This window comes from Yersinia nurmii, assembly GCF_001112925.1.
Taxonomy (GTDB): Bacteria; Pseudomonadota; Gammaproteobacteria; order Enterobacterales; family Enterobacteriaceae; genus Yersinia; species Yersinia nurmii.
Genome location: NZ_CPYD01000003.1, coordinates 198,880 through 224,575, shown reverse-complemented (window position 1 = coordinate 224,575; position 25,696 = coordinate 198,880). Strand labels below are relative to the sequence as shown.

Here is a 25,696-nt window from a genome sequence, read left to right as displayed (position 1 = left end):
CGTTAGTGTAAGTAATTTATTGTTTTAAATGTTTTTTCTGCCTCATTGCTGTTTTTAAACATGTCACAGACCAGTTCCGGTCATCAAAAAACAATTCGCTTTCGTTAACTTATTCATCTCTTTATCCTTATTTACATCAGGTTATTCCGAGGCTAATGAAAAATAACCTCGTATTAACGGATATAAGCTGCAATTAGTATTCTGAACGGCGGATTAGTTACTGATGATATGATGAATGATATAGCGTCCTGTTATGTGTGACTTGAAGCAAGGATGGGCACGCTATGAAAAAAATACGATTAATGGCGCTCTTGACCTGTTTGATATTCGTTGGTTACAAGACGAATGCCGCTATCGTGCTGGATCGTACAAGGGTTATTTATACGGCTGATGTCGGATTCGTTAACCTGAGTATTCGGAATGAGAATAAAACGCTGCCTTATCTGGCTCAATCGTGGATCGAAAATGTAGCTCCGCAGAGCGTCTCTGCGCCGTTGGCGGTTTCACCGGAAATACAGAGGGTTAATTCGGGTGAAAAAAATATCGTCCGCATTTATGCCACACCAAATGCGAAAACATTGCCTCAGGATCGTGAATCGCTGTTTTATTACACTTTGCGAGAAATCCCGCCGCGTAGCGATATTCCCGATGCGATACAGGTAGCGCTGCAAACCAAAATAAAACTGTTTTACCGCCCGCTAAGCATTGTGCCTCAGCCCGATGAAATCTGGCAGCAGCGAGTCATATTGCATAAAACTTCTCAAGGATATCGGCTCGAGAATCCGACGCCCTATTATCTGACGGTGATCGGGTTAGCGGCCAGAAGCGGAGCTGCGGCAAAAGAGGATTTTCCTGCAGTAATGGTCGCACCTCTATCCAGCAGTGAACTGGTTTCAGAAAATCACCCCTCACCGGTTATCACTTATATCAATGATTATGGTGCTCATCCAGAATTGAGCTTTAGCTGTCACGGAACAATTTGTCGTGTGATTGCCTCTGGTTTATAAGATAGCAATCCAATTGGGGCAATATTTGGGTAGCCTGTCACTGTGGTTAATGGCTGAAGGCTGTCAACCGTAGGTTTTTGTATGCTTGCCATACTGAGTGAAGCTCACTTTTATCAAGGGTTACGCAGATTTCTGCTCAACATTAACAATGTTGAAAATGCCTGACTGATTTCTAATACCTTGTTGAATAAACGCGTTATAATCGCTAGCTTACATAAAGACTATCTATGGAAGATCATCGCTCCCGGTGGGGCGGCTGGACTTCAAATCCAGATGGGGCCGCCAGCGGTCCCTGGCAGGTTCGACTCCTGTGATCTTCCGCCAAAGCTCTTCCGTATTACTCCCCAAAAGTCCTAAAACCCCAGTAAAAACAATAGATAGAGCGTGTTATTGTCCGTGAGTGTTCGAGTTAATCTCTCTAAATCCGTAACGAATGTGTATAGTAAATGGTATAGAATTACCCTATACCTTTTTGAGCTATACACATGCCACTTTCAGATATCCAGATTCGCCGTGCTAAACCACAAGAAAAAGCCTATACCCTGAGTGACGGGCAAGGGCTATCACTCTTAATTGAACCTAACGGCAGTAAAGGTTGGCGCTTTCGCTATCGTTTTGCCGGTAAAGCCCGATTAATGTCATTAGGAACTTATGACCTGATATCCCTTGCTGAAGCTCGCTCTAAGCGAGATATGGCACGTAAACAGGTTGCAGATGGAACAGATCCCGCAGAGGTGAAAAAGGCTGATAAGTTAGCGCAGCGGCTTTCATCGGAAAACTCTTTTGAGGCCATTAGCCGCGAGTGGCATAAAGCTAAAGCGGATCGTTGGTCTTTGGGATATAGGGAAGAAATCATGAGTACCTTTGAGGCAGATATATTCCCGTATATTGGTAAACGGCCAATTGCAGAAATCACACCGATGGAATTACTTGATGTGCTTCAACGTATCGAAAAGCGCGGAGCCTTAGAAAAAACGCGCAAAGTACGTCAGCGCTGCGGGGAAGTATTTCGCTATGCCATTATTACTGGTCGGGCTGAATATAATCCCGCCCCTGACCTTGCCAGCGCATTAAGTACGCCGAAGAAACAGCACTACCCGTTCCTGTCTGCTGAAGAGATGCCATATTTTATTCGTGACTTAGAGGGTTACACCGGCAGCATCATAACCAAGAACGCCGCGAAGATACTGATGTTAACGGGTGTACGAACTAAGGAAATGCGTTTTGCTACTTGGCAGGAAATTGATCTTGAGAACGGGTTGTGGGAGATTCCCGCAGAACGAATGAAGATGCGTCGCCCTCATATCGTGCCGTTGTCTACGCAGGTGATAGCGCTATTTAAACAGCTTTTACCCATCACCGGGCATTATCCTTATATTTTCATTGGACGAAATGACCGTAAAAAGCCTATAAGTAAAGAAACAGTCAATCAGGTCATTGAATTACTGGGTTATAAAGGCCGTGCGACGGGTCACGGATTTAGACATACCATGTCAACGATATTGCATGAGCAAGGCTATGATAGTGTATGGATAGAGCTACAATTAGCTCACGTTGATAAGAATAGTATTCGCGGTACTTATAACCATGCGCAGTATCTTGAAAAGCGTAGAGATATGCTGCAGTGGTATTCAGACTGTCTTGCCCCATAATAATATGGGGCAATTTCGGTTGTCTCATATCTAAATTAATTAATAGATTTGTATTTTTTTACTATGGCGTTATCTAAAGCATTACATACAGCTATCCAATGTATTGCCCATTCTTTTTCTGTATCACGTTCGTGGGAACACACAAAATTGAGGAATGATCTCTTTTTTGTATCATTTATTTTGAATGGTTCAACAGTATTAGCTGCATCTACAGAGTAATTATCAAACCATGTAGGGCTTTGTGCGTATGCCTCTTTAATCCATTCATCGGGAAATAATCCTTCTACAGCAAACCCACTTCTTATAGATATGAAATCACGATTAGGTTCGAAAGGTATTTGGAGTTTTCCTCTTATAAAACTTTGAATATTTTGCCGCTCATCACTACCTTCTTTATCTCCATCAAAAACACTGATGCAAATAGTTTCTTTATATAAAAATTGAAAATTTGCTCTTAAGAATCCAGTTAGGAATTTTACTGATCACAAATCGCTGGCTGGCTGAATATAACAGCGAGCGACCTCATGAGTCCCTGAATAATCTGACACCGAAACACCAATAAAAAGGGGAAGGGTTATGACTGGCAGCCGTTGAACTATGGCGCGATTAATCAACATTAATCGACATGAGAGTGAGGCAAGAAGGCAGGTGAACAGAATGTGAAGGGGCCAGACGGCCCCTTTTCTATGATGTTCAGAAAGCCGCTTCCATACCGAGCGAAGGGCTTTCACGCCGTACTTTGTGTGTTATTTTGGCCGGCGTGGATAACCAGTAATCGGGTAAAGGTGATGGGAAATTCGGCATTTATGCATCGTTTTGACTCATTGGACGGGCTTGAACTACTCGTCGCGGACTTTTCAGACCATCGATTTGACGTGCATTGGCATGATACCTGGTCGATTGGTGTTGTTCTGCGCGGTGCCAATAACAACAGCGCTAAAGGCGATGCCGACGGTATTGTCTGCCGTGGGCAAATCAGCATCATCGCGCCAGGGCAGATGCATGCCGGCACCACTTTGGGTAATGAAGGCTGTCACTATGTCATGTTTTATCCCAGCAACGAGATGCTGCTTGGTGCAGCGGAAAGCATGGCAATGCATTTACCCGCGATCAAGGGGAAGCGCATCGAACATAGGACTTTCGCCAAGAAATTGTGTGAAACCGCTATGGTCTTGACCGATACGCAATCCAGTCACTTTGACCGTGAAGTGATATGGAGCCACTGCGTGGCGGATCTGCTTCAGGTGTTTTCCCCGTGGCAGTCATTTACGGTGGCCAGCGACATCTCGCCAGGCTTGAGCAGAGCAAAAGAATATCTGCACGATCATCATGCCCAGGAGGTGCGTCTGGATATACTGGCGCAGGCTGTCGGCATGTCGAAGTTCCACCTATGTCGCCAGTTTTCGGCAAAATTCGGTTTATCGCCGAGCCGCTATCAACGACAGCTCAGATTGCAACAGGCTAAGGCCTTGCTTTCCCGAGGCGGCGACATCGCGGAAATCGCCAGCGCCTGCGGATTTGCCGATCAATCGCATATGGGCAGGATATTTAAGTCGACTTACGGCGTCACGCCGCGTAGCTATCGCGACCGGAGCATTTGAGCAATATCGTTCTATCTCGTCGACTAAGAGAGGCTGACAATGTGCCTTTTTGACGACGGGAGGAAAACATGTTCATCGATATTTCCACGCTGGGTTTATTTGCTCTTTCGGCCGCTGCGTTAACGCTTATCCCTGGTGCCGACATGCTTTGCGCACTGTCTAATGCCATAAGCCAGGGAACGAAAGCGGGGCTGATTACCTTATTGGGCGCTGTCACCGGGGTGACGTGTCACATCGGCCTCGCGATTGCCGGCGTTACGGCACTGATCGCCTCTTCACCTGTGTTGTATAAGTTTTTTGTCGTTGGCGGCGCACTCTATATCATGTGGGTAGGCTTTGGCATTTTTAACAACAAAAACGCGATCAGCTTTCAAAACAACAGCGAGCGGAAAAGCCTCCATAAACTTTATTCGCAAGGATTACTGACCAACTTGCTGAACCCTAAGGCCATCATTTTTTCATTGGTGTTTATCCCGCAGTTTATTCGGGTTGAAGCGGGAATGCCGGGTATGCAGATGCTGATATTGGGCATTGAGCTAATCTTCATTATGTTCTTGATTGAAATTCCCTTGGTGTTTCTGGCAGGTAAAATTGCAATGAAAATAAAAATTCGGCCTACCATCGCCATCTATATTAATAAGTTTTTTGGCACCGTCATTCTGGTGTTGGCCATTGCCATTTTGGCTTCGCGTTCATTCTAGGGTCTTAAATACGCAGGTTGGCAACGTTGTTCGATAGATAAGGTTTTATGTTCGCACCGCTATCCAGCATGGTGTGAAATTCCCGTAATCTCCTCTTGAGTTGCACAAACACTGAGGAGAATGACTAATGAAACGCTTTGAAGATAAAGTTGCTCTGGTGACGGGCAGTTCAAAGGGAATTGGCGCGGCCATTGCTAAACGCCTGGCGGCGGAAGGCGCCGTGGTTTTTATTAACTATTCCCGCGGGCGTGAAGATGCCAACAGGTTGGTTAAAGAAATCAATGAGCAGGGCGGCGTCGCTTTTCCGCTGCAGGCCAACGTCGGGATTGAGGCCGAAGTCAACGGACTGATTCAAAACATTGTTGAGCAGTACGGTCGAGTAGACGTGCTGGTCAATAACGCCGGGGTTTATGCCACCAATAGCCTGGAAGCATTTAGCGACGCGGAATATGAAAGGCACTTCAATTTAAATGTCAAAGGGCTGATTTATTGCTGCAAGGCGGCGGTTGCCGCCATGCCTGAATCGGGCGGTAGCATCGTCAATATCAGCTCCAGCGTGACCTCGTTTACGCCGACCAATTCGCTGGTTTATACCGCTTCAAAGGCCGCGGTGGATTCGATCACCAAGACGCTGGCCAACGAGCTTGGTGGGCGCAAGATCCGGGTCAATGCGGTCAACCCTGGCCTGGTCATCACGGAAGGCGTGCATGACAGCGGCTTTTTCGACACCGGTTTTAAAATGCACATTGAATCCATCACCCCGCTGGGGCGCATCGGCACGCCGGAGGATATCGCCCCAGCAGTGGCCTATCTCGCCTCGGGCGAGGCGGGTTGGGTGACCGGCGAAAGCCTGATCGTCGGCGGCGGTTTGCATTAATTTTGCTATGAATGGAACAGACATGACATTAGATAAAGCCTACGGGCCACTGATTAACGGCGTGTTCGAGCTGGATGGCACGGACATTCACCCCGTTATTTCCCCCTCGACCGGGGAACGCTTGGCGGATTTGCATTACTGCAACGAACGGGACGTCGAGCGCGCCGTGTTGGCGGCGGAAGCGGCTTTCCCCGCCTGGAAGGCGTTAGGGCAGCAGGCCCGCGCACGCCTGGTGGCACAGCTAGCGGATGTGCTGGAGAGTGATCTGGAAAGAATGGCGCAAATCGACGTGCAGGATGTGGGCCGCTGTATCAGCGAAGTGCGCCGCGATTATCAAACGGCGGTCAGACACTATCGCTATTTCGCCGCGGTTGTCATGGGGCACGAAGACCGCGGCAGAAGCATCGCGGACGGCTACAGCCTGGCGAAACGCGAGCCGCTTGGCGTCTGCGGGCAGATTATCCCCTGGAATGCGCCGGCGATCATGGCGGCGTTCAAGCTGGCGCCGGCGCTGGTGACCGGCAACACGGTGGTGCTGAAGGTCGATGAAAACGCCTCTCTTTCCACGCTGGAGCTGGGCAAGATGATCGCCAACATTTTTCCTGCCGGCGTCGTCAATATCATTACCGGGCTGGGGAGCGTGGCGGGGGCGGCGCTGACCGGCAACCGAAAGGTACGCAAGCTCTCGTTCACCGGCAGTACGGAGGTGGGCAAGCTGGTCGCCAAGGCCGCCGCAGAGCGGCTGGTGCCCGTCACGCTGGAGTTGGGCGGGAAGAGCCCCAATATTGTGTTCCCGGATATTGAGGACATGGATGCGGTGGTGGACAACGTGACCTTTGCCGCTATCCACAATAACGGTCAGTCCTGCCTGGCGGGCACCCGGTTGTTTGTCCACGCGGACATTTACGACCGTTTCAGCGCCAGGCTGGTGGCGGCTTTTGAACGGGTGCACGTCGGTTCACCGCTGGCCGAGCAATCCCGGGTCAGCTGTCTCGTTTCTGAGAAGCAGGGCGAGCGGGTGTTGGCTTATATTCAGACCGGTCTCGAGGAGGGAGCAACCCTGCTGACTGGCGGCAAACGACGCACTGTCGCCGGCTGCGAGCACGGCTACTTCATTGAGCCAACGATTTTTGCCGCGAAAAATGGTATGCGCATTTGCCAGGAAGAAATTTTCGGGCCGGTGCTGACGCTGATCAAATGGTCAGACTACGACGAGATGATCGCCCAGGCTAACGACAGCGAATATGGTCTGGCATCAGGGATTTACACCCACAGTCTGAAAAACGCCCTAGCGACCGCAGACCGGCTGGAAGCCGGGTCCGTTTGGATCAACCGCTACTCGAACATTACCGATGGCACCGCGTTCGGTGGTTACAAGAACAGCGGGATCGGTCGCGAGTTCTGCAAAGAAACGCTCAATGCCTACACGCAAATAAAAACCATCACGCTGCAGACGGATCTGCCCGCGGCCTGGTTTGCAGAATAAGGATAAGACTGGCACAAAGATGTGCCCCCTTTGGCCGCTTTAGGGGGTATGGCTGCCGATATAGCTCCTTGGCGACGCGCCCATGCTTTTCTTGAACGCGGTGCTGAAGGCGCTTTCCGATTCATATCCCAGGTCAAAGGCGATCTGGGATATTTTTTCTTTATTGGCGATCATTCGTTCGATGGCTAGGCTAAAACGCCAGACGCGAATGTATTCGTTGACGCTGTAGCCGGCCAGTTTTCTGAACTTTGTGGTAAAGGCGGTGCGTGACATGCCGGCAATGCTGGCGAGCTCGTCCAGACGCCATTTCCTTCCCGGTTGATCGTGTATGCTGGTTAGCGCTAGGCCGATATTTTTGTCCGCCATTGCGTAAAACCAGCCTTCGCCACGGCCAAGCGCGCCGGAAGACAGCAGTACTCTCAGCGCCTGCGTCAAAATGATCTGCAGAAGATGCTCAGTGATAAGCTCACTACCTGGGCCCGGTTTTTCTATCTCAGATGAGAGTCGGCTCAAAAAATCTTTAATGCCTTCGTTTTCTTCTCGTTGTGTTTTGATCACGATGGGTTCAGGAAGGCTAGTGATAAAACGGAAGGTATCGTTTATCTGAAAAACGAATCGACAACCCACAAATGAGAAATCGCATCCGCCGTTGGTAAAGCAGGACGATCTGTCTTTCATCACGTGAATCTTTCTTATGTCGATGGCTGGCGCATGGGGGTTATCGAAAATGCTAAATTCACGTCCGCTGGATAAGATCAGCACATCACCTTGCTCAACCGGATAAGCGGTTGCGTCGTCTGCCATTTTAATGAAAAAAGATCCACCCTTGGCGATGTAGATCTTCATTCCGGAATATTCGGGGAACAGCGCTTTGGTATTGGTTGTCATGTCAAACGTGACAATTTTCTGGCTGCTGATTTTTAACCTGGAAACAATATCGGATAACGGGTCCATCATTACCTGCTTGTCTGACGCGTTTACTGTAGATAATAGCCGCTTATTTGCCAGGCCTGTACAACCCCCCCAGTTTCGCTGCGGGGTAGAAGCATTATGAGGGAGGCAGTAGCAGGTGTACAGGCTATCCCTCCGTACTGACCGAACGATAAGAAAAAAAGTGCGAGTGCGAAAGTTCGCGATCTTGCAGGGTGCTGCCATCGGGGTTTTCAATGATGGAGTCATAATAACTTCTTCCCAGACAAACCGCAGCCAGGTGAACATATTGGCTGCGCTGACAATCGCGTTGTTTTTATCTTATTGAATAGTGGCTCCCCTACGCCGCTATATCCTTTATATCAGGCTGAGTAATATCGACCTGACGTTGATCTTCTCTTCGTACGGGTTTGGCGTATTGCTGGCTTTGTTTTTATCTCGCAGACTCACCATAACCGATAAAAATGCCAGGTTACTGTGGTTACTTCGCTGATGGTGGTGGTACCTATATTATGTTTTTCCGTTTGCACGTCGTTGCTTGCGCTCTGTTCCTTCAGGTTTATTTCCAGCTTGGGTGCCGGAACGGCCAATGCAATCATTAACATACTCTTGATTAACTTCAGTCATGGCGACAGTGCCAAACGCGCAGCACTGCTGGGCAGTCTGGCGCTCGGGTCGATGATCAGCCGTGTTTACTCCCAGCTTGCGTTTTGCCCGCTCGCCTCGCCGGCGGCGGTTGTTTTTTATCTGCGATCGCCATCGTTCTGCTTTGGCCGAAAATACGCCGCTTAGCGCCCACGTTGCAGGCGTAAAAACAGCTGAAAATGACACAGGTTTTAGTAACCCCTTGTTTTACCTGCTTGCGCTGTGCGTGTTTATTTCCTGGTCGTATACTGCGCTGATCCTGTCATTGGGCACAACGACGGCTATTGATGTCTTCGGGCTCCAGTCACTCGCTTACTTTGGCTATATCGCTACCGGATAATTGCTGGTAGCCGGTGGCGTGCAGTTCACGATCCCCCGTTTTATGAAGCCAGAGTTTTCTTTGATACTGTGTCTGATCGTGCAAGTTTTCTCGATGATAATCATGACGATGGTGTTGGAAATCGGTTCTGTTCCGGGTGCAGCGATCAGTCTGGCGTTGTCCGGTTTTTCGTATGGCGCGGTTTTTGTTGGCGGCGCCATCTTGGTCAATACAATCTCACTAACTGCACCGGGTTGGAACGCGGTGCCGAAGTTTTACTTTATCGTTTATTTGTTCAATATCACGCCGCTGGCGGCAGGCTGGCGGATACCCCGGCTTCAGCCTCGCGGAGAATACTGATGATCTGTTGGTCGGAAAAACGCTTCTTCATGGGGATGTCCTCACATGGCTTATGAAGACGTTACTAACATAGTGGTGTACTAATCAACGGGGAGCAGGTCACCGCTATTATCTTCTTAGCATCAGCTTTAGACATTGCACCTTCTAAATCAGCAATTAACTTATTATGGAAATGTCTACCAGACCGGCTACCATGATGCTCTCCATCCGGCACAGGACGTCATTTAGAATCAGTTATATTAGTGAATGTAACTCACTCCGTATTTACTGCGTATTTTTTAACGTCTCAGTACTAAAACCTAACCCTTTGGCTTTAGCGGCTAACGAAACTGGGAATAATCCTTGTTTTCCGCCGCTTCCCCTTAAGGCCTATATAATAATTTTAGTGAGATAATTAATAAATCAAATTACCGTTTTTTATAAGAATTCCATTGCCATATCTTCATGATGAGTAATGAATTTTTTATTCTAATGCTCATTTTCTCATTTTCTCATTTTGTTAAATTATTAAGCATTACATATGTATTTAATGTTTATGCATGTATTTTAATGATAATTAACCTGTCGAATATCTAGCAATGATGTACACTTTTAATATTATTTATTAATCCAGATAAGTCCCGTTGCGTTATGAGATATTATGTTACTTCCTGCTTTCAGCAGGGTGAATCAAGGATAAGCAGGGGGTGAATTAACATGTATTTCGAAAGGCAATGGATTATGCCTTATTTGTTAAGCGCATTATTAACTCAGGAAGATGAGATTATATGCTCGGTGGCATTATGAAGACATTAATTGATTGTTATGTGGATGTTTTTCGTTTTGCCTTGATTCTGGAAAAGCAGCCTGATTTTAACCATAACTATCAGTATGTTCGTGAAAAAACCACAGAGGTTTTTGAAATAGCAGCGAAAGCTGCCGAGTCGCAGGGTTATAGTGATTCTGAATGCGATCGGGCATTATTGGCTGTCATGGTCTGGTTTGATGAGTTTATTTTATCCTCCTCGCTCTCTTATGCTAAGCAATGGAAAGATATTTTGCTGCAAACACAATTATTTCAGACCACTAGCGGTGGAGATGTTTTTTTCAACCAGCTAGAGCAAATGGATAAAAATGAAAATGAACTGAGAATGCTTTATTTGCTTTGCCTGCGGTTAGGGTTTCATGGAAAGTATAATAAGGATAATGGTGTTTTTCTGAATAAAACTATTGCCAATGAAGAAAAATCCTTGCCTGAGTATTATTATCTCAAGTTAATTGATATTAGCCATAAATTGATGCGTGCCAGGAAAAAATCAATGATGAAGTTGATATTGAATCGGTTTATTAATAAAAAATGCTCAGCGTCTATTATTGTACTTCTTTTTTTTCTTGGCTATTTCATGGGTTGAGTTTTTGTGATGCTTATAGACTGGATCTATGATTAAGAAAGTAACGCTTCTCCATGGGGAGGGAATGTCGGCTCACCGGTCTTTAGCTTTGCGTATGTTCAATACACGATGGCGAGGATTTTGCGATAAAAAGGTCAGAATAGGATTGTTAGCCATGCTATTCGGATTAACGGTTTTTTGGGGATGGCGGAGTGGATCATTAATTACTTTTAAAATAGAAAATCTCGACCCAAATGCGTTGGTTACTCAATTACAGATCAACGAGCGCTGGCAAGATTCGCCGCTGAGTTATCTCCCGTTTATACCCCTATTGAAATGGCAGCATCAAATTCTTGAAACAACGCTATTGGAAAGCGCTCCTGCTGATTTGGGAAATATCACAGAGGAAGTTCGCCGTCATTATGACCGCTTCCGCACTGAAGCACCAATACGGCAGCGTGAAATGATATTGGCGTTGGCACAGTATATTTTGGTTAAACAAAGGCTTTTCGAGCACGATTATCTTGCCGGTTCTTTTGAGCAGCTACGTTATGTCAAAAAACCAGTCTCTGATGTTGCCGTTCCTATTTTATTGCCTTACATCCACTTAGCTTTGCAGCGTGCGCAATGGCGATTACAACCTGAAAAAAGTGAGTTAACTCAGCTACGACAATTATTGGCTCAGTTAGTCGAAAGCGATCCCCAATGGCGCTGGTTACTGGCCAGTGAATCCAATGCTTCGGTAAAGCCTGCAGTTAACATCTGGCTCCACTCTGTGTCTATGGACGATTTTCCCGATCTTTGGACGTTAGTCCGCGTACAGCAGGTCAATGATTGGTTGGATATCGTTGAACAGGCGGCTGGCGATGATATTGCCCTGACCACGCTCACCGCTTTTCGCCAGCAATGGCCATCCATGCGGCAGGAGAACTGGCTACAGCTTCTATTTAACGTGGTGAATGAGGATTTTCCGCCATTGAGCGCGCAGGAGTGGCAAGATCGCTTGTTAAGTATCAGACGGGGTAGTAGTCCGTCGATGGAATTTGCCAGACAAATGAATCTGCAATTATCTGATATTTCCGAATCACAGAGCCAGCCTTGGTTACAAGAACACCGGCGTTTAATCATTCTCGATCAATATATTACGCGATCACCGATGATGGGGTATCCGCATGAAATAAAACAACAATGGCGGCAGCGTATCGAGCGGTGGCTGATGCCGAAGCCCCAATCGGCGGCAGCTGCAACTAAAGTGTCGCTCCGCGCATGGCAGGCCTGGCGAGAGGCATTAAGTTTTGCGGTTGAAGAAAGCATCAGGACTGCGCAGGATAGCCGTAAATTGACCGAAGGATTGTTCCAGCAACAGGAGGAAACGACGAGTAATCCGCTGCAACGGCTGTTTCAACGTTATATCGAACTGCAAAAAGGAGCCGGTCATCATACGCAGGATTTGGGCATAAATGCAGTTTGGAAGCTGTATCAAAGCGACGGTGATTTTCTATTAGCCCATGCTATTCGCTGTACTGGTTGTTGGGTTCAGAAACAGTGGGAAGATCAGGTATTGGAGCCAATGAACCAGAATGGGAAAGGGCTGAGCTACGATGAGCAGCAGGCGTTGGCGTGGCAGTATGTATCAGATTTTTTAGCTGGCCCGGCTCAGGCGGTATTGAGCATGAGTGAGAACGGGCCACAGATTAACCACTATCAGGGAAAATCAGCCGCTTTAACGCCGGGGTTTCTCGGATTGCTCGAAACCTTGTCGCAAAGAGAAAATACCACAGCCAATTTTTTCAGAGAAAATATGCAGGAGCCTTGGCCACAAAGCCAGCGAGATAAGGCTTTTAAGGTTGACTCGGATGGTCTTCGCCAGCGCCATTCTTTGGACATAAATCCGCAACAGTCGATGCCATCATGGTTGTTCCAATTACCGCCGAAGGTTGTCCACTGCCAGTGATATTATGTTAAATGTTCTGTCGATGGAATGACGTACCATTGTGAATAATTATCATTTGCGTTAATTCCCGCAATGATTTATGTAAATTCAATGTGAAATATATGTGATTTTGTGCGCAAAAATAGACCAATTTTATGCTGGTTTTGTTAGTGATATCACGTCTAATATTCTTTTGAATCGATATACACCAATGTGGATATAAAATTAAATAATTGATTATAAATGGTTTTTATAATTTTATATCGTCATTCACCTTCAAAAGTCAGTTGTTATTCCTTCGCTTGCTTGTACTTGTCTATACGAGTATATGTTAATAAACATCCAAAGCGAGCAGTGCCTATTGGCACTCAGAAACACTGTTGAAGGAAATTGCCGTGACTGCTGAAAACAGATTTCGTGATAGTGAAATTCGCGCCCCGCGTGGTACGCAACTGAATGCCAAAAGCTGGTTTACCGAAGCGCCACTACGCATGCTAATGAACAACCTTGATCCTGAGGTGGCTGAGAATCCAAAGGAATTAGTAGTTTATGGCGGAATTGGCCGAGCGGCTCGTAACTGGGAATGTTACGACAAAATTGTTGAAAGTCTGAAACAGCTTAATGATGACGAAACGCTGTTGATTCAGTCCGGAAAACCCGTTGGCGTGTTTAAAACTCACAGCAACGCGCCACGAGTGTTGATCGCCAATTCCAATCTGGTGCCACATTGGGCCAATTGGGAGCACTTTAACGAACTGGATGCGAAAGGGCTGGCAATGTACGGTCAGATGACCGCCGGCAGCTGGATTTACATCGGTAGTCAGGGCATCGTACAGGGCACCTATGAGACATTCGTGGAAGCAGGTCGTCAGCATTTTAACGGTAGCCTGAAAGGGCGCTGGGTTCTCACCGCCGGTTTAGGCGGGATGGGCGGTGCGCAGCCACTGGCGGCCACGTTGGCGGGCGCTTGCTCGTTGAATATTGAGTGCCAGCAAAGCCGTATCGATTTTCGTTTAAAAACTCGCTATGTGGATGAGCAAGCGACGGATTTAGATGATGCGTTAGCGCGAATCAAAAAATATACCGCCGCTGGCGAAGCCGTTTCTATTGCTCTGTGCGGTAACGCCGCTGAAATCTTGCCGGAATTGGTACGCCGTGGCGTTCGCCCGGATATGGTGACTGACCAAACTAGCGCCCATGACCCTCTTAATGGCTATTTACCGAAAGGTTGGCGCTGGGAAGAGTACCGTCAGCGTGCGCAAAGCGAACCGACTTTGGTCGTCAATGCGGCTAAAACCTCTATGGCTGAGCACGTTGAAGCCATGCTGGCTTTCCAAAAAATGGGCATTCCGACTTTCGATTACGGCAACAATATACGCCAAATGGCTAAAGACATGGGTGTCAGTAACGCTTTTGATTTCCCAGGCTTTGTTCCTGCTTATATTCGTCCATTATTCTGTCGAGGTATTGGACCATTCCGCTGGGCTGCACTCTCTGGTGAGGCGGACGATATTTATAAAACTGATGCCAAAGTAAAAGAGCTGATTCCAGATGATGAGCATTTACATCGTTGGCTGGATATGGCGCGAGAACGTATTAGTTTTCAAGGATTGCCGGCGCGTATCTGCTGGGTCGGTTTAGGTCAGCGGGCAAAATTAGGATTGGCTTTCAATGAGATGGTTCGCAGTGGCGAACTGTCTGCCCCTATCGTTATTGGCCGCGACCATTTGGATTCCGGCTCGGTCGCCAGTCCGAACCGGGAAACCGAAGCGATGCAGGACGGTTCCGATGCAGTTTCTGACTGGCCGTTACTTAACGCATTACTCAACACCGCCAGCGGCGCGACCTGGGTTTCTCTGCATCACGGCGGCGGCGTTGGCATGGGCTTCTCACAACATTCCGGTATGGTCGTCGTATGCGACGGCAGCGATGAGGCCGCAGAACGTATTGCCAGAGTTCTCCATAACGATCCGGCCACCGGCGTGATGCGTCATGCCGATGCGGGATATGAGATTGCGATCAATTGCGCACAACAACAAGGGCTTAACTTGCCGATGGTTGCCGCCACTCAAGGGAAAAAAGTATGAAAACTCTGACACTGCGTCCGGGCCAGCTGACGCTGGCCGATCTGCGCCATATTTACCAGCAGCCGGTACATATCACTCTGGATGATGGAGCCTATGGGCCAATTCAGAAAAGTGTGGATTGCGTGCAGGCAATTTTGGCCGAGAAACGCACCGCCTACGGTATTAACACCGGTTTTGGATTGCTAGCTTCAACCCGTATTGCGACGGAAGATTTGGAAAACTTACAGCGCTCAATCGTACTTTCTCACGCGGCTGGCGTCGGTGAAGCCAATGATGACGCTATCGTGCGTCTGATTATGGTTTTGAAAGTAAACAGTCTGGCTCGTGGTTTTTCCGGTATTCGTCTGGAAGTGATTCAGGCGCTTATTGCGATGATTAATGCCGAGGTTTATCCCCATATTCCATTAAAAGGTTCCGTCGGCGCTTCCGGCGATTTGGCACCTCTGGCGCATATGAGTTTGCTGCTGTTGGGTGAAGGTAAGGCTCGTCATCAGGGTGAGTGGTTGTCAGCCACCGATGCGCTGGCAAAAGCCGGACTGACACCGCTGACGCTGGCAGCGAAAGAAGGGCTGGCGCTGCTCAATGGGACTCAGGTTTCTACCGCATATGCGCTGCGTGGCTTGTTTGAAACGGAAGATTTGTATGCAGCTGCGACGGTATGTGGCGGTCTGACGGTTGAAGCGGCGTTGGGCTCGCGTAGTCCGTTCGATGCTCGTATTCATGAGGTGCGTGGCCAGAGAGGCCAAATTGACGCCGCCCATGCTTACCGTCACTTGCTCGGCGCAAAGAGCCCGGTTTCTGATTCCCATAAAAACTGTGAAAAAGTGCAGGACCCGTATTCTCTGCGCTGTCAGCCGCAGGTTATGGGCGCGTGCTTGACCCAAATGCGCCAGGCTGCCGAAGTCCTAGCGATTGAATCGAACGCAGTGTCTGATAATCCATTGGTCTTTGCCGAGCAGGGCGACGTGCTGTCTGGCGGTAACTTCCATGCGGAACCGGTGGCGATGGCGGCAGATAATTTGGCGCTGGCGCTCGCCGAGATAGGTTCTTTGTCCGAGCGTCGTATCTCGTTAATGATGGATAAACATATGTCCCAGTTACCGCCGTTCTTGGTGGATAACGGCGGTGTTAACTCCGGCTTTATGATTGCACAGGTGACCGCCGCGGCGTTGACCAGTGAGAATAAAGGGCTGGCTTTCCCATCCAGTGTGGATAGCATCCCGACCTCTGCGAATCAGGAAGACCACGTTTCGATGGCACCGAGAGCCGGTAAACGCCTGTGGGAAATGGCCGAAAACGTGCGCGGGATTCTGGCGGTTGAGTGGTTGGCGGCCTGTCAGGGATTGGATCTACGCAACGGTCTAAAAACGTCTGATACGCTGGAGTCTGCGCGCCATCTGCTCCGAGAACAGGTGGCCTATTATGATAAAGATCGCTTCTTCGCTCCTGATATTGAAGCCGCCAGTCAACTGCTGTCTCAGCGTCATTTAAATGCGTTGATGCCTGCCGGATTGCTTCCAAGCCTTTCATAAAATAATAAAAACAGATTTTATGGGTGATGCTAAATATTGGTATCACCCTCTCTGAACTCCTGCCTGAAAGGGCTAAACATTGCGAGAATGCACCATGAAAAATGATTCATCCACGCTCAAACGCGGGCTTAGCGCGCGGCATATTCGCTTTATGGCGTTAGGTTCGGCCATTGGCACCGGGTTGTTTTATGGTTCGGCAGAGGCGATTCGTCTGGCTGGTCCAGCGGTGTTGCTGGCCTACTTAATTGGTGGCGCAGCCGTTTTCATGGTGATGCGAGCGTTGGGTGAAATGGCGGTACACGATCCGGTGGCGGGCTCTTTTGGGCATTATGCCGGTCGCTATATCGGGCCGTTAGCCGGCTTTCTGACCGGCTGGACCTATACTTTCGAGATGGTCATCGTGGCGCTGGCCGACGTTACCGCGTTTGGCATCTATATGGGGTTATGGTTCCCAGATGCGCCGCAGTGGGTATGGGTGCTCAGCATTATCTTCTTTATCGGCGCGCTGAATTTGTGCAGCGTTAAAGTGTTTGGTGAAATGGAGTTTTGGCTATCATTGCTTAAAGTCACCGCAATTATCGCCATGATCGCCGCAGGTTTGGGCATTATGATGTTTGGTTTTGGTGCTGGACATGAAAGCACTGGGCTCAGTAATTTATGGTCGCATCAGGGTTTTATGCCGAATGGCATCAGTGGAGTGATAGCTTCATTTGCCGTTGTGATGTTTGCCTTTGGTGGTATTGAGATTATTGGGGTAACCGCCAGCGAAGCGAAGAATCCTGAAAAAGTGCTCCCGAAGGCCATCAACACGGTACCGGTGCGCATTTTACTGTTTTACGTTCTGACGTTATTGGTGCTGATGGCGATTTATCCGTGGAATAGCATTGGTCAGAATGGGAGTCCTTTTGTTGAGATTTTCAGCAGTCTGGGTATCAGTTCTGCAGCGAACATCCTTAATTTGGTGGTGATTACTGCTGCAATATCCGCGATCAACAGCGATATTTATGGCGCGGGGCGTATGATGTTTGGTCTGTCTCAGGAAGGATTGGCGCCTAAATGCTTTAGCCGCCTGACGCGTAACGGTGTGCCCTGGATGACGATTTTAGTGATGTCGGTGGCTTTGTTATGCGGTGTGGTTCTCAACTATCTGATTCCGAAGAATGTATTTCTGATTATTGCCTCTATCGCCACTTTTGCTACCGTGTGGGTATGGCTGATGATTCTGATTTCGCAAGTAGCTATGCGCCGCTCCATGAGTAAGGAAAGTGCCTCTCGCTTGGCATTCCCGGTACCATTCTGGCCGGTAGCGCCAATGCTGGCCATTCTGTTTATGGGCTTTATTATTATGGTGTTGGGCTATTTCCCGGATACTCGGATTGCGATGTATGTAGGATTAGGCTGGATCATATTAATGACGCTGGCATGGTGGATTTGGGCGCGAAAAGCGTCGGCAACACCGGTTGATCTGACGGAGCGTAGCGAGTCTTAAACGACCGTGAGAAAATGAATGAACGGGCTGCCTAGTGCAGCCTGTTTTACTTCACGACTTCACGACTTCACTTTCGTTCTAACTCTCTTTTGATTTCCCCATTGTTGACGCATTAATTTTCGCTGCCAGCTGATGAGTTAACTTCGTCAACTCGGTATTTTGGCGCAATAATTCCAGCATTTGTTCGGCCATGGTCGCGGCCATTTTCTGTCGTTCTTCATTGGCGATAGCCAGCGCTTCCCGGTGCTGTGCGTCAGCTTCGGCATTGGCTTTATCACGTTCGGCCTGACGAGTTTGAGCCAACAGGATAAGCGGCGCAGCGTAGGCTGCCTGTAAGCTGAACGCGAGATTCAGCAAGATAAAGGGATAGATATCAAATTTGGTGAAACCCAGAACATTGGCACCGATCCACAGAACAACAATCAGCGTTTGTGCTCCCAGAAATAGCGGAGTGCCAAAAAATCGGGCGAAAGCCTCAGCTTTTAGCGCAAACCAGCCGTTGCCAAAGGGGCCGGACAGATGCTCGTGAGTGCGGTGGAAACGAAGATAATCACGACGCGAACCGCTACCTGATTGAGTCGTTGGCTCAGTTTGAGAGCTATTCATATGTTTTATCCATATCGTGAATTGGGAGATTCAATTTTAACTAGGGTCTTTATTTACCTTAGTGGAAAATAGTGCAGGTTGTTTTAGCTGCTCAATCAATCGCTTATTTATTCAACGTTAACTTCTGTTCTAGCCGAATGGAATCCGGTTAAGATACTGGGATTACCGAATGGTGATAAACTCAAAGTTATATTGATTCCTAATACAGGTCGGGAGTAACGGCGCATGCCTACCAGAGCTATTACGCGGTGGATTAAACGAATTGTACTGGTAGTGGTGGTGATTGCCGTTACCCTGTTGGCCGTGCGAATTTACGATACGCAAAGAGGCCCTAAACTTGAGCTTTGGCATACCTTTGTTCCCCATGAAATGCGCGCGGCAGAAATAGATAAAGCCAACTGGGCGGATTATCTTAAAGCAGAAGACAATGTTTTTGCCGAAGTTAAAGCTAATGTGACGGATAAACTGGAACCCAGAGTTGAGGTGCCGTTAAACCGTTACTATTCCGGCAGCCCTATTTATTCCCCGCATTTTGCCAATGACTGGAACCGTTCTTATATATTGAAGCCGGAAGGCACGCCGAAAGGGGCGGTGGTTTTATTACATGGTTTAACCGATACGCCATACAGCCTGCGTCATATTGCCGAAAATTATCGTCAACGCGGCTACGTGGCTATCGGTATTCGTTTGCCGGCTCATGGTTCTGTACCTGCGGCGCTGACGGATGTGGATTGGCAGGATTGGATGGCCGCTACCCGTTTGGCGGTTCGTGAAGCCAAGATATTGAGCGGAAAAGATTTGCCGCTGCATGTTGTAGGCTTTTCCAACGGCGGTGCGCTGGCGATGAAGTATGCGCTGGATTCTCTGGACGATCCGCAGTTAGCGAAACCTGAACGAGTGATCCTGATTTCGCCGATGATTGGCGTCACCAGTTTTGCCCGCTTTGCCGGTATCGCTGGCTGGCCAGCTATTTTCCCTGCGTTTGCTAAAGCGTCCTGGTTGGGCATAGTGCCGGAGTTTAATCCATTTAAATACAATTCGTTCCCGGTTAATGCGGCTCGACAATCCTACCTGTTGACGGCGGCGCTGCAGCAGCAGATTTCCCGCGATGCACGAGATAACAAACTAGAAAACCTGCCGCCGATTCTCACCTTCCAGTCGCTGATGGATTCCACCGTGAGTACCCGCGCAGTGGTTACCGCGTTGTACAATCACCTGCCAAAAAATGGCAGCGAAGTGGTGCTGTTTGATTTAAACCGTGCCGCTAGCTTTGGCCCGTTATTACGCACATCGTCTTACACCGCGTTGGCTCGTTTGCTGCCGCCGCCGCCGCGTAACTACAACACCACGGTCATTACCAATGTGTCACCGGAAAGTAACGACACTTTGGCGATAACCACTCTGGCCGGTGAAACTAAGGAAACGTCAGTACCGACCGGATTGATTTATCCGCCGGACATTTTCTCGCTGTCTCACGTGGCTTTGCCTTTCCCAATGAGCGATTCGCTGTATGGCCGCTATCCGGAACCTCGGGATCAGTACGGTATCAGCTTGGGCACCTTTGCAGCGCGCGGGGAGCGAGCGGTGTTGGTGGTGGGATTAGACTCTCTGATGCGTATTTCTTCTAATCCGTTCTATCCGTATATGCTGGAACGCATCGATGCCAAAATAGACGCACCGACTAAGTGACTAAGTGACTAAGTAAGGTAAGCGCAGAAAGCCTCCATTTCCTGGGGGCTTTTTATTTGAGCTAAAATTGCTTGCGATTACATCGTGCACTATATATATTGAAGGCATAATTTTTGAATTGGACGCCTGACGTTGAAGAACCCGTTACTGCTTGACCAGCAAATGTGCTTTGCTCTGTATTCCGCCAATCTGGCGTTGCATAAAGTTTATCGTAAGCTGCTGGGGAAGCTGGGTCTGACCTATCCGCAATACTTGGTGATGTTGGTGCTGTGGGAAAGGGATGAAGTGACGGTATCGGATATTGGACAACGGCTGTTTTTGGATTCTGCGACTCTTACGCCATTGTTAAAACGCATGGAAAACGCCGGGCTGCTGATCCGCACCCGCGCATCCAATGATGAGCGGCAGGTGATCATCCGTTTGACCGAGCAAGGCCGTGCGTTGCGCGAACAGGCTCAGGGTATTCCAGAAGCGGTGATGTGCGCCACAGACTGTGATCTTGAAAAGTTAGTAGATATAAAACAACAGCTCGAGTCATTGCGAGCGAAGTTGTTACAGGAAGTCTGATTTCCATAGATGAGAGCCACAATGGCATGGCTCCAATCTGTTCTACACTTATTATTGTAAAACCATTTAAGTAGTGTGCGATTTAATCGTAACGTATTTAAATGTTATTTCTTGAAACATAAACAAGGCCAATAAGTACCTAAAAAGGAAAATATTATGTCTATTGAGAAAGTTGTTTATCGTGCAAAAGCTAAAGCTACCGGTGGTCGTGATGGCCGTGCGACCTCTTCTGACGGCGTACTGGATGTTAAGCTGGGTGTGCCAAAGGAAATGGGTGGCGCTGGCGGTGAAGTCACCAACCCAGAGCAACTGTTTGCTGCTGGTTATTCTGCTTGCTTCCTTGGCGCGCTGAAGTTTGTCGCCGCTCAGGATAAAGTGAAAATTCCTGATGATGCACAAATCGAAGGAACCGTCGGTATCGGCGCTATTCCTACTGGTTTCGGCATTGAAGTCCAGTTGGATATTAGCCTGCCGGGCGTTGAGCGCAGCGTAGCGGAAGCGTTGGTGGAAAAAGCCCACATTGTCTGCCCTTACTCTAACGCGACTCGCGGCAATATCGACGTGACGCTGAACCTGAAGTAATAGAATCGTCTGTATTTTATACACCCATAAAGGGCGGAATGTCCTTTATGGGTGATTTATCTATTTCCCTCTTTTATGTACCCTTTTTCTCGCCATTCCTCTGTTTTTCCTGATTTTCTCGCTATAACTTTGTTCCGACGCATGTCTGCTCGCGTGATAATCCATAAGATATTTATTGCTGGTGAAATCAATAGCGTGCTTATCACCTGTAAACTGAACCAGCAGTGATGATTACTGTCTGAGACATTCAAGTTGTAAATAGTTTGCTCCCGGGATCCCATTTTTTATGGACAGAGTTAAGTCTTTATCGCAGCAAAACATTTCTTTGTTGTTGGCGATCTATATTGGTATTTTCCTGAATATTTCGGTCTTTTACCGTAGATTCGACTCATTTTCCCAAGGTATTCAAGGCATAAAGGTGCTTTCCGCCGTCACTGAGGTGGTGGCCATTATTCTGTTTACCTTCTTTGTGATGCGCCTGATTTCGCTGGGTGGCCGTTTGTTTTACCGCATTACTGCCAGCCTATTAGTACTGATTTCCGTTGCTGCCAGCTATTACATGACGTTCTTCAACGTAGTGATTGGCTACGGCATCGTGGTTTCGGTGATGACGACAGATATCGACCTCTCGAAAGAGGTCATTGGTCTGCATTTCGTGCTATGGATGGTGTTGGTCAGTGCTTTACCGCTGCTGCTGATTTGGAAGAACTCTTTGCGATTAACGTTGCTAGAGCAGTGTCGCACGCCGGGCCAGCGTATTAAGCCATTGTTATTACTGGTCGCCGTGGTGGCTTTGGTGTGGTTGCCTTTACGCTATTTGGATAAGGCACAAAAACTGGATGAACAGCTAAAAACGGTAGATTTACCGAGTTATGGTGGCGTGGTAGCTCACTCTTACTTACCGTCTAACTGGCTGGCAGCCTTGGGTTTATATGCTTACACCCAATATGACGAAAGCCACGATGCAGCGACCTTACTCGATCCCACCAAAGAATTTACCTATGTTGCCCCCGCAGATATCGATCAAACTTATGTCGTCTTTATTATTGGCGAAACGACCCGCTGGGATCATATGGGAATTTTGGGCTATCCGCGTGATACCACGCCGCGCCTGAGTAAAGAGAAGAATCTGGTGGCTTTCAAAGGGACGTCTTGCGATACCTCGACAAAACTTTCTCTGCGCTGCATGTTCGTTCGGGAAGGCGGAGCGGCAAACAATCCGCAGCGTACTTTGAAGGAGCAGAATATTTTCTCCGTGCTGAAATCACTAGGCTTCAGCTCCGAACTGTTCGCGATGCAAAGCGAAGTGTGGTTCTACAACAATGCCAATGCGGATAATTACTCATTCCGCGAAATCATTGCCTCTGAGAAACGCAACGACGGCAAACCGGTGGATGACATGTTGTTAGTGGATGAGCTGAAAGAGTCTCTGGGCCGCTATCCGGATGGAAAACATCTGGTGGTATTACATACCAAAGGTTCTCATTATTTATATTCGCAACGTTATCCCCGCAGTTACGCCCGCTACACGCCGGAATGTATGGGCGTAGACGATTCCTGTACTCGTCAGCAATTGGTCAATGCCTTTGATAATAGCGTGTTATATACGGATACCTTTATTGCTAACGTTATCGATCAGGTGCGAGATAAGAAAGCGTTGGTATTTTACGCCGCCGATCATGGGGAATCCATTGCCGCCAACGCTCATTTCCACGGTACTCCTCGTGAAATGGCCCCAGTAGAGCAATTCCGCGTTCCTCTGATGGTGTGGGCTTCCGATAAATTCCTCGCGGAACCGCAGCACCAACATGCGTTTGAGAATTTACAGGCCCAACAACGCCTGGGAACCCAACATCGTCATGAAGAGCTGTTTGATTCCATATTGGGTTGTCTGGGTTATACCTCGCCAGACGGGGGGATTGCGCAGAAAAATAACTGGTGTCAGGCACCCGAGAAGAAAGTTCGCCACGCTAATTAATCATCCACGCCGGCTAGTTCTGCTATCCGGCGTTAATCCTGTTTCCTTCCGCAGTTGAGCATCGCTTGTTGTATACTCCTCGCCATATTTCCCCCCAATAACTGGAGACCTCCATGACTTATCGCGTGGCGTTTATTGACGATCATGACATTGTGCGATCGGGCTTTGTGCAGCTGTTATCCATGGAGGACGATATCCAGGTGGTTGGGGAATTCAGTTCGGCAGAGCAGGCGCGCGCCGGTTTGCCGGGGTTGAATCCACATATTTGTATTTGTGATATTTCCATGCCCGATCAAAGCGGTTTGGATTTGTTGAATGACATTCCCTCCGGTATCGGCGTGATCATGCTGTCGATGCACGACAGTCCGGCGCTGGTTGAAATGGCGCTAGAACGCGGTGCCAAGGGCTTTTTGTCCAAGCGCTGCAAACCGGATGACCTGATTACGGCGGTTCGCACCGTGGGCGGCGGTGGCGTTTATCTAATGCCGGAAATTGCCCAGCGGTTGGTGCAAGTAGCGGTCGATCCGCTGACACGCCGTGAACGAGAGGTGGCTATTTTACTGGCTCAGGGGATGGAAGTGAGGGAAATTGCCGAATCGTTGGGTTTATCCCCTAAAACCGTACATGTGCATCGGGCGAATCTGTTCGCCAAATTAGGCGTCAGTAATAACGTTGAATTGGCGAAGCGAGTTTTGAATTTATGATGCAGCGCCTGATTACGCTATTAGCGTTGTTTTTTATCTATTTTGCCGCTGCATTTTGTCTGTGGAGCATAGGGACGCTGCTGGTCGAACAGCCGTTACAGGCATTATTGCTCTTCCCCTTCGGGCTGCGTTTAGGCATTTTACTGCAAAGTCCGCGCGGTTACTGGCCGGGAATCTTATTGGCCGACACTTTACTGCTATGGTTGCTGGCAGATCAATTCGATAGTCTGATATTACTGTGGACTGCCTTACCCGTATTGCTGTTTACCACGTTGCTGGCGGTGTTTGCCTCTCCTTGGTTATTGCGTCACCAGCAGAGCGATAGCGAGTGGCAGTGGCCGTTGATGCAAGGTTCGGTGGTTGCCATTGCCGCGTTGATTCAGGCGTTGATATGGCAGCTTTCCACCGGGCAGGGTGCGATGGCGCTACTTTTAGGACTGGCGGGAGGATTTACCATCGCGCCCACCTGTCTGTTGCTGTGGCACTATCTGGCGCGCCAAATCTGGCTGCCACTGGAGCCGGGGCTGATTCACAAGCCAATTAACCTGCGTTTGCGCCATCTGGTTTGGTATTTGCTGCTGTTTGCCCTGAGTATCTGGCTGCAACATCAGGTTAGCGAAGCGGAATTAAGGCGCTTTGCACCATTTTGTCTGGCTATCCCTATTGTCTTTATGTCTTATCGCTATGGCTGGCAGGGGGCGTTAGTGGCGACCTTGCTAAACGGTGTCGCGCTGATGGTTAATGAACCCGCCCAGCTTGATTCTCATCGGGATTTATTGCTTTCTCTGTTGGCGCAAAGTCTGACTGGCTTATTGTTGGGGGCGGGTATTCAACGTCAGCGGGAACTGAATCAGCAACTTTCTGCGCGTCTGAGCGAAAATCGCCGGTTAGCCAGAGACTTAGTGATTGCCGAAGAAAGAACCCGGCGCGAAGTCGCGCGAGAGTTGCACGATGAAGTGGGACAAAGTATTACTGTCATACGCACTCAGGCGACGATCATCCGGCGTTTGACAGATCAGGCACCGGTAGTGAGTTGTTCTGACGTGATTGAGACTCTGGCATTACGGGTTTATGACGGAGTTCATGACGTTCTGAAGCAGCTGTGGCCAGCGGCGCTGAATAATTTGCCGCTTTCTGCGGCGGTGGCGGCGCTGATGCGCGAGCTTATTCCGCAGGATGAATCTGTGGTTGGCGTATTGCAATGGCAACTGAGCGATGGGCAATTGGATGAAACCCTGAAAATCACCTTGTATCGCATCTGTCAGGAAGGCGTGACGAACGCTTATCGCCACGGCGAAGCTAGTCGTATTGAGGTTGATGCTCGACAGGTTAAGCAGCAGGTACATCTGACTATTCGCGATAACGGAAAAGGGGTCGATCTGGAGAAGTTCACGCCTGGCTACGGTTTACGTGGGATGCAGGAGCGGGTTAGCGCGCTAGGCGGGCACTTCAAATTACAGGTGGATAACGGCACCTGTTTGAGTGTGATCCTGCCCACAGTTCCTTTGCTAACTAAGCAAAACTAGGAAATACTCTCGGTGCCGGTGGGAAAGTACCCCGTTTCTTTCCTACGCGCGCGCG

General features: G+C 48.6%; 22 protein-coding genes, 1 tRNA gene and 1 pseudogene. 21 read left to right on the top strand and 3 right to left on the bottom strand.

All coding sequences use genetic code 11. The features are described from left to right. The first annotated feature begins 284 nt into the window (after positions 1 to 284). From AD970_RS05755 to AD970_RS05725, 8 genes and pseudogenes are all read left to right on the top strand, one after another. The gene (locus AD970_RS05755; protein ID WP_049597363.1) at positions 285 to 1,007 is read left to right on the top strand and encodes a fimbria/pilus periplasmic chaperone; all 723 of its coding nucleotides are present in this window, start codon (positions 285 to 287) and stop codon (positions 1,005 to 1,007) included. Positions 1,008 to 1,236: 229 nt separating this feature from the next. After that, positions 1,237 to 1,331 (top strand) — tRNA-Sec (locus tag AD970_RS05750). Positions 1,332 to 1,492: 161 nt separating this feature from the next. Next, the gene (locus AD970_RS05745) at positions 1,493 to 2,659 is read left to right on the top strand and encodes a tyrosine-type recombinase/integrase (protein ID WP_049597362.1); all 1,167 of its coding nucleotides are present in this window, start codon (positions 1,493 to 1,495) and stop codon (positions 2,657 to 2,659) included. A gap of 481 nt (positions 2,660 to 3,140) precedes the next feature. Continuing rightward, a pseudogene (locus AD970_RS19545) lies at positions 3,141 to 3,221 on the top strand (integrase core domain-containing protein); the annotation flags it as partial. A 244-nt stretch (positions 3,222 to 3,465) separates the two neighbouring features. Next, on the top strand, positions 3,466 to 4,260 hold the full coding sequence (locus AD970_RS05740; protein ID WP_084728119.1) for an AraC family transcriptional regulator: 795 nt from the start codon (positions 3,466 to 3,468) through the stop codon (positions 4,258 to 4,260). A 68-nt stretch (positions 4,261 to 4,328) separates the two neighbouring features. Beyond that, on the top strand, positions 4,329 to 4,961 hold the full coding sequence (locus AD970_RS05735; RefSeq protein WP_049597360.1) for a LysE family translocator: 633 nt from the start codon (positions 4,329 to 4,331) through the stop codon (positions 4,959 to 4,961). Between the two features lie 127 nt (positions 4,962 to 5,088). Continuing rightward, entirely contained in the window at positions 5,089 to 5,838 is a 750-nt protein-coding gene (locus tag AD970_RS05730) for an SDR family NAD(P)-dependent oxidoreductase (protein WP_049597359.1), read from the top strand. 22 nt (positions 5,839 to 5,860) lie between these two features. Beyond that, positions 5,861 to 7,324 (top strand): aldehyde dehydrogenase family protein, encoded by a 1,464-nt coding sequence (locus AD970_RS05725; protein WP_049597358.1) that lies wholly within the window; start codon positions 5,861 to 5,863, stop codon positions 7,322 to 7,324. 39 nt (positions 7,325 to 7,363) lie between these two features. On the opposite strand, the gene AD970_RS05720 is transcribed toward AD970_RS05725, so the two are convergent. Both AD970_RS05720 and AD970_RS19540 read right to left on the bottom strand, forming a co-directional pair. Beyond that, positions 7,364 to 8,281 (bottom strand): AraC family transcriptional regulator, encoded by a 918-nt coding sequence (locus AD970_RS05720; RefSeq protein WP_235786910.1) that lies wholly within the window; start codon positions 8,279 to 8,281, stop codon positions 7,364 to 7,366. 419 nt (positions 8,282 to 8,700) lie between these two features. After that, entirely contained in the window at positions 8,701 to 8,853 is a 153-nt protein-coding gene (locus AD970_RS19540) for a hypothetical protein (RefSeq protein WP_157045458.1), read from the bottom strand. Between the two features lie 89 nt (positions 8,854 to 8,942). Between AD970_RS19540 and AD970_RS05715 the strand changes: the two genes are divergently transcribed. The 7 genes from AD970_RS05715 to AD970_RS05685 all read left to right on the top strand — a co-directional run bounded on the left by AD970_RS05715 (position 8,943) and on the right by AD970_RS05685 (position 17,989). Further along, the gene (locus AD970_RS05715; RefSeq protein WP_049597356.1) at positions 8,943 to 9,239 is read left to right on the top strand and encodes a hypothetical protein; all 297 of its coding nucleotides are present in this window, start codon (positions 8,943 to 8,945) and stop codon (positions 9,237 to 9,239) included. A gap of 42 nt (positions 9,240 to 9,281) precedes the next feature. After that, on the top strand, positions 9,282 to 9,578 hold the full coding sequence (locus AD970_RS19815) for a hypothetical protein (RefSeq protein ID WP_162199316.1): 297 nt from the start codon (positions 9,282 to 9,284) through the stop codon (positions 9,576 to 9,578). A 767-nt stretch (positions 9,579 to 10,345) separates the two neighbouring features. Then, positions 10,346 to 10,969, top strand: coding sequence for a DotU family type IV/VI secretion system protein (locus AD970_RS05705; protein ID WP_049597354.1), 624 nt, complete (start codon positions 10,346 to 10,348; stop codon positions 10,967 to 10,969). A 154-nt stretch (positions 10,970 to 11,123) separates the two neighbouring features. After that, positions 11,124 to 12,902, top strand: coding sequence for a hypothetical protein (locus AD970_RS05700; RefSeq protein WP_049597353.1), 1,779 nt, complete (start codon positions 11,124 to 11,126; stop codon positions 12,900 to 12,902). 374 nt (positions 12,903 to 13,276) lie between these two features. Continuing rightward, entirely contained in the window at positions 13,277 to 14,968 is a 1,692-nt protein-coding gene (gene hutU / locus AD970_RS05695; protein WP_049597352.1) for a urocanate hydratase, read from the top strand. Continuing rightward, complete coding sequence (gene hutH, locus AD970_RS05690) at positions 14,965 to 16,500, top strand: histidine ammonia-lyase (RefSeq protein WP_049597351.1); 1,536 nt, start codon at positions 14,965 to 14,967, stop codon at positions 16,498 to 16,500. The genes hutU and hutH overlap by 4 nt, the downstream gene beginning before the upstream one ends. A gap of 94 nt (positions 16,501 to 16,594) precedes the next feature. Further along, positions 16,595 to 17,989 (top strand): amino acid permease, encoded by a 1,395-nt coding sequence (locus AD970_RS05685; RefSeq protein WP_049597350.1) that lies wholly within the window; start codon positions 16,595 to 16,597, stop codon positions 17,987 to 17,989. Positions 17,990 to 18,067: 78 nt separating this feature from the next. On the opposite strand, the gene AD970_RS05680 is transcribed toward AD970_RS05685, so the two are convergent. Further along, the gene (locus AD970_RS05680) at positions 18,068 to 18,595 is read right to left on the bottom strand and encodes a DUF1003 domain-containing protein (RefSeq protein ID WP_049597349.1); all 528 of its coding nucleotides are present in this window, start codon (positions 18,593 to 18,595) and stop codon (positions 18,068 to 18,070) included. 225 nt (positions 18,596 to 18,820) lie between these two features. Between AD970_RS05680 and AD970_RS05675 the strand changes: the two genes are divergently transcribed. The 6 genes from AD970_RS05675 (at position 18,821) to uhpB (ending at position 25,641) form a co-directional block, all read left to right on the top strand. After that, the gene (locus tag AD970_RS05675; protein WP_049597348.1) at positions 18,821 to 20,284 is read left to right on the top strand and encodes an alpha/beta hydrolase; all 1,464 of its coding nucleotides are present in this window, start codon (positions 18,821 to 18,823) and stop codon (positions 20,282 to 20,284) included. Between the two features lie 162 nt (positions 20,285 to 20,446). After that, positions 20,447 to 20,851: a MarR family winged helix-turn-helix transcriptional regulator gene (locus AD970_RS05670; protein ID WP_049597347.1), complete on the top strand. Its 405-nt coding sequence runs from the start codon at positions 20,447 to 20,449 to the stop codon at positions 20,849 to 20,851. A 156-nt stretch (positions 20,852 to 21,007) separates the two neighbouring features. After that, entirely contained in the window at positions 21,008 to 21,433 is a 426-nt protein-coding gene (locus AD970_RS05665; RefSeq protein WP_049597346.1) for an organic hydroperoxide resistance protein, read from the top strand. 286 nt (positions 21,434 to 21,719) lie between these two features. After that, positions 21,720 to 23,411: a kdo(2)-lipid A phosphoethanolamine 7''-transferase gene (gene eptB, locus AD970_RS05660; RefSeq protein WP_049597345.1), complete on the top strand. Its 1,692-nt coding sequence runs from the start codon at positions 21,720 to 21,722 to the stop codon at positions 23,409 to 23,411. 113 nt (positions 23,412 to 23,524) lie between these two features. Beyond that, on the top strand, positions 23,525 to 24,115 hold the full coding sequence (gene uhpA, locus AD970_RS05655; RefSeq protein ID WP_049597344.1) for a transcriptional regulator UhpA: 591 nt from the start codon (positions 23,525 to 23,527) through the stop codon (positions 24,113 to 24,115). Further along, positions 24,112 to 25,641: a signal transduction histidine-protein kinase/phosphatase UhpB gene (gene uhpB, locus AD970_RS05650; protein ID WP_049597343.1), complete on the top strand. Its 1,530-nt coding sequence runs from the start codon at positions 24,112 to 24,114 to the stop codon at positions 25,639 to 25,641. The genes uhpA and uhpB overlap by 4 nt, the downstream gene beginning before the upstream one ends. Positions 25,642 to 25,696: the final 55 nt, after the last annotated feature.

Coding starts and splice junctions, on each gene's coding strand:
- AD970_RS05755 (WP_049597363.1), top strand. CDS start 285: ATGAAAAAAATACGATTAATGGCGCTCTTGACCTGTTTGATATTCGTT.
- AD970_RS05745 (WP_049597362.1), top strand. CDS start 1,493: ATGCCACTTTCAGATATCCAGATTCGCCGTGCTAAACCACAAGAAAAA.
- AD970_RS05740 (WP_084728119.1), top strand. CDS start 3,466: ATGCATCGTTTTGACTCATTGGACGGGCTTGAACTACTCGTCGCGGAC.
- AD970_RS05735 (WP_049597360.1), top strand. CDS start 4,329: ATGTTCATCGATATTTCCACGCTGGGTTTATTTGCTCTTTCGGCCGCT.
- AD970_RS05730 (WP_049597359.1), top strand. CDS start 5,089: ATGAAACGCTTTGAAGATAAAGTTGCTCTGGTGACGGGCAGTTCAAAG.
- AD970_RS05725 (WP_049597358.1), top strand. CDS start 5,861: ATGACATTAGATAAAGCCTACGGGCCACTGATTAACGGCGTGTTCGAG.
- AD970_RS05720 (WP_235786910.1), bottom strand. CDS start 8,281: ATGATGGACCCGTTATCCGATATTGTTTCCAGGTTAAAAATCAGCAGC.
- AD970_RS19540 (WP_157045458.1), bottom strand. CDS start 8,853: ATGATTGCATTGGCCGTTCCGGCACCCAAGCTGGAAATAAACCTGAAG.
- AD970_RS19815 (WP_162199316.1), top strand. CDS start 9,282: ATGAAGCCAGAGTTTTCTTTGATACTGTGTCTGATCGTGCAAGTTTTC.
- AD970_RS05705 (WP_049597354.1), top strand. CDS start 10,346: ATGCTCGGTGGCATTATGAAGACATTAATTGATTGTTATGTGGATGTT.
- AD970_RS05700 (WP_049597353.1), top strand. CDS start 11,124: ATGCTATTCGGATTAACGGTTTTTTGGGGATGGCGGAGTGGATCATTA.
- hutH (WP_049597351.1), top strand. CDS start 14,965: ATGAAAACTCTGACACTGCGTCCGGGCCAGCTGACGCTGGCCGATCTG.
- AD970_RS05685 (WP_049597350.1), top strand. CDS start 16,595: ATGAAAAATGATTCATCCACGCTCAAACGCGGGCTTAGCGCGCGGCAT.
- AD970_RS05680 (WP_049597349.1), bottom strand. CDS start 18,595: ATGAATAGCTCTCAAACTGAGCCAACGACTCAATCAGGTAGCGGTTCG.
- AD970_RS05675 (WP_049597348.1), top strand. CDS start 18,821: ATGCCTACCAGAGCTATTACGCGGTGGATTAAACGAATTGTACTGGTA.
- AD970_RS05670 (WP_049597347.1), top strand. CDS start 20,447: ATGTGCTTTGCTCTGTATTCCGCCAATCTGGCGTTGCATAAAGTTTAT.
- AD970_RS05665 (WP_049597346.1), top strand. CDS start 21,008: ATGTCTATTGAGAAAGTTGTTTATCGTGCAAAAGCTAAAGCTACCGGT.
- eptB (WP_049597345.1), top strand. CDS start 21,720: ATGGACAGAGTTAAGTCTTTATCGCAGCAAAACATTTCTTTGTTGTTG.
- uhpA (WP_049597344.1), top strand. CDS start 23,525: ATGACTTATCGCGTGGCGTTTATTGACGATCATGACATTGTGCGATCG.
- uhpB (WP_049597343.1), top strand. CDS start 24,112: ATGATGCAGCGCCTGATTACGCTATTAGCGTTGTTTTTTATCTATTTT.